A 1,604-nucleotide genomic window follows, 5' to 3' on the forward strand; every position below is an offset into this window, starting at 1 on the left:
AAAAATGCAACCAAACCATCAAAATAACTTAATCCCAAATGTGGTAAAAATTTATCCATATCAACGCTAAACCTTTGAAAATATATTTTATTAGAAATAATTTGTGATGGTTTATCTAGCTTACTTATGGCAATATTTCCTTGAGGGATAGAATCTTTGTCATCACATATATCAAATACTTTTATATTTGAAGTTTCGCCTTTTTGCATTTCTTGGGTATTTAAGGATATTTTATATTCTTTTGAAAATTGCATATTTTTATTTATTTTTCCTTCAACAAAGGTATCAAATTGTTTTTGAAATTCTCCATTATAATTAAAGCGCATATTTGCGTTCAAAAATTCCCTCTTTAGATTTTTCATCAAAGGAAACTTCATATAAAATTCCTCCCAATCTAGCTCGATGTAGAATCTTAGATTCTTATTTTTATCGTCTTGTATATGTGATTTGATTCTTTGATTAGTGTTGCTATTTAATGCAAATTCCTTCAACTCTATTTGTGGCAATTCCTCTGCTACAAGCCGTCTCATCGTTTCATTTGGTATAGAATTTAAGAAATTGATATGCCTAGAGCCTTTGTAAAGTAAATCATCTATTGTTTTAGCTTCACTTGGATTATCATGCCATAGTCGTTGGCATATATAGCTTACACCCCAGCCTAGTGTAGAGATTTTATCGTTTCTTGCATTTGCCCTTAATGTCTCTGCTAGTGTGCAATCAATAGTGATTTGTGGATAATCATTTAGTCGAAAGATTTTGGCTACTTTATAATGTGGCTTATGCACATAGGCAAATATTATCAATGTCGCAAATTCTGTGCTTTTATTATGTATTTTATCGGGTATAGTTATTTTTAGTGTTTCGCCTGTGTAAATATTGTCAGTTTGATTTTGTTGATTTTGTGCGTTTGTATCGTATATTTTGTCATTATTGTCGCTAAAATATATCATCTCATTAGAAAAGGTTTTATCCTTGTTAATGTGATAGATTTCATTTATATTTATTTTTTCAAATATGGTTTGATTGGCTTGGTGTTTTTGGATTGCGCAAATTAGCTCAGATTCACACTTTTTATTTTGTATGTCTTGCATAGAGTTGGTGTATGTTTGTGAAGTCTCTTTAGATTCGTGTAAAATAATCTTATAACCCCATTTTATTTGACTTGGCTTTATCTTTTCTTTATCGTTATAAATTGTTTTTAGTTCTATAATACTGCCAGATTTATAAAAGTTTTTTGTTATTGATATGCCATCAATAGTTTTTATATTATTAGTTATATCAATTTGCTTTATGGCAAATTGTGGCGTTTTGGTATTAAATCTTGCTACACAAGGATACCCATATTCATAGCTTCGGCATATTCGCCTATGATTATCTCTTGGTTTGGGGTAATAATCTTTGTGATTTATGTCTATTTCAAACGAGCTAACAGGGCTTGGAAATATATCTGTAATATTGTTGATAATTTCACCTTTTGTGTTTGTCTTTTTATCAAGTATAATAGTATATTGTTTGACTACATTTATAATACCTGTAAGTATTACCTCTGCATCACTAATAGGATTATTTACAGAATCTATAATCTGTAATCGTAATGTATCTTT

At 29.4% G+C, this 1,604-nt stretch carries 1 pseudogene; it reads right to left on the reverse strand.

Annotation, left to right across the window (positions count from 1 at the left end):
• Nucleotides 1-1,604, reverse strand: a pseudogene (locus ACWIX0_RS13485) (hypothetical protein); the annotation flags it as partial.

The organism is Helicobacter sp. T3_23-1059 (assembly GCF_053654515.1).